The sequence below is a fragment of the Pseudomonadota bacterium genome, from assembly GCA_030860485.1.
In the GTDB taxonomy this organism is placed as follows: Bacteria; Pseudomonadota; Gammaproteobacteria; order JACCXJ01; family JACCXJ01; genus JACCXJ01.
This window is the reverse complement of record JALZID010000236.1, coordinates 1-2253: the sequence shown is the minus strand read 5'-3', so window position 1 is coordinate 2253 and position 2253 is coordinate 1. Positions and strand designations below refer to the sequence as shown.

The following is a 2253-nucleotide window of genomic DNA, read 5'->3' as shown; positions in this document are numbered from 1 at the left end:
GTTTTCCGTCAGACGACCAACCAACTGCTGGTATTTCTGCTTGGTGGCTTTGCGCAGGCCCTTGTCCACGCATAAAGAATAGGTCCTTACAAGATATTGTTCAAGTTATTTCTACTAGCGGCCTTAGCACCGGTCTGCTGACGCGCTGCGCACGGTACCGTCGGCAGGACTCCCCCTCGTGGAGACCGATTCTGTGCGACCGATACCGCCGGAATTCCGGTACGGTCCCATTGGTGGTGCCACGAGGAATCACCGAGCACTGGGTTGACCGCGAAGTATGCCCCGTAAGATCAGGGCCCCATAAGATCAGAAAGTTCATCCGTGAGCTTGAAAGCGCCGGCTTCATCGATCGCGGCGGCAAAGGGAGTCACATAAAAACCTCGATCATCCCAAAGGCATCCGAATCACGGTTTCGGGCCAACTGAGTGATGACGCTAAACGATACCAAGACCGCGAAGTGAGAACCAAGATTCTGGAGTCGAAGGCATGAGAGACAGTGCCCGCTACCTGAAGATTGTGGAATGGTCGGATGAGGACCAGTGCTTTGTCGGTCAGTGTCCAGGAATTATAGGTCCCTGTTGCCACGGTGACGACGAAGCGCAAGTGTATGCAAGGCTGTGCCGGATAGTCGACGAATGGATCGAGATCATGAGAGCAGATGGAAGGCCTTTACCGCCACCCACGGCCGGGACGGATCTGGTCGGGAAGATCGTCGAGGCGACGTAACGATGATTTGCAGGTTACACGTTCGCAAATAGACCCATGGACCTCTCCCCCCTCACCGCGATCTCGCCCCTGGACGGCCGCTATGCCGGGAGGACCGAGGCGCTACGCGCCATCTTCAGTGAATACGGCCTCATCCGGCATCGGGTCCTGGTCGAGGTTCGCTGGCTCCAGTGCCTGGCGAGCCGGCCCGAGGTAGCCGAGGTCCCCCCGCTCAGTGGGGAGGCGCAGTCTTTTCTCGATGACCTCATCGAGGGCTTCGATGAAAGTGACGCCGAGCGGGTCAAGGCCATCGAGACGGGTACCAACCACGACGTCAAGGCGGTCGAAAATTTCTTGCGGGAGCGGCTCGCGGCGCATCCCGAGCTCGCCGCGATCACCGGGTTTCTGCACTTCGCCTGCACCTCCGAGGACATCAACAACCTGGCCTATGCCCTGATGCTGCGCGCGGGCCGCACCCAAGCGGTCCTGCCGCTCTGGGACAAGCTGATCGAGGCGCTGGCGGAGATGGCCCGCGCGCATGCCGATGTCCCCATGGTGGCGCGCACCCACGGCCAGCCGGCCTCGCCCACCACCCTCGGCAAGGAGATGGCCAACTTCGCCTACCGCTTGCGCCGCCAGCATGGCCAGCTCAGGACGGCCCCGATCCTCGGCAAATGGAACGGGGCGGTCGGCAACTACAACGCCCATCTCGCGGCCTATCCCGACGTGGACTGGCCGGCGCTCGCTCGCGACTTCGTCGAGCGCCTGGGGCTCGAATGGAACCCCTATACCACCCAGATCGAGCCCCACGATCATCTGGCCGAGGTCCTGGCGATCATCGAGCGTTTCAACACCGTCGTGATCGATCTCTGCCGCGATCTCTGGGCCTATATTTCAATCGGCTATTTCCGGCAGAAGGTGGTGGAGACCGAGGTCGGCTCCTCGACCATGCCGCACAAGGTCAACCCCATCGATTTCGAGAACGCCGAGGGCAACCTCGGGATGGCGAACGCGGTCCTCGCGCATCTCGCCCAGAAGCTCCCCGTTTCGCGCTGGCAACGCGATCTCACGGATTCGACCGTGTTGCGCAATCTGGGCGTCGGTATCGGGCACGCGGTCATCGCCTATGAGGGCTGTCTCAAAGGGCTCGGTCGGCTGGAGGTCGATGGGGAGGCGCTCGCGCGAGACCTCGACGGGGCTTGGGAGCTTCTGGCCGAGCCTATCCAGACCGTCATGCGCCGCTACGGGATCGACGACGCCTACGAGCGCCTCAAGGACTTGACCCGGGGCCGGCCGCTCGATCGGGAAGGTCTACACGCCTTCCTCGCCACCCTCCCGATCCCCGAAGCGGAAAAGGACCGCCTGCGTGCCATGACCCCGAGGGCCTATACGGGCAACGCCGAGGCCCAGGCTCGGGGCATCTAGTGTAATGTCCCTTAAATAACTTTACAGATTATCCTTTCTTCTTTTTCCCTCGGGGCTGGGTGGATCCGGGCTTGATCTGCTCCATCTTGACCCGCGCCCGGTCGACCTTCTCGATGATTTGCC

Annotated in this window: 2 protein-coding genes and 1 pseudogene; all 3 read left to right on the top strand. The window is 61.6% G+C overall.

All coding sequences use genetic code 11. The features are described 5' to 3' along the window. Positions 1-305: 305 nt before the first annotated feature. Positions 306-490: pseudogene (locus M3461_14460) on the top strand (type II toxin-antitoxin system HicA family toxin). Beyond that, positions 487-726 carry a hypothetical protein gene (locus M3461_14455; GenBank protein ID MDQ3775460.1) on the top strand — a complete coding sequence of 80 codons (240 nt, stop codon included), beginning with the start codon at positions 487-489 and terminating at the stop codon, positions 724-726. The pseudogene M3461_14460 and the gene M3461_14455 overlap by 4 nt, the downstream one beginning before the upstream one ends. Positions 727-762: 36 nt before the next feature. Further along, positions 763-2130: an adenylosuccinate lyase gene (gene purB / locus M3461_14450; GenBank protein MDQ3775459.1), complete on the top strand. Its 1368-nt coding sequence runs from the start codon at positions 763-765 to the stop codon at positions 2128-2130. The last annotated feature ends 123 nt before the right edge of the window (positions 2131-2253 follow it).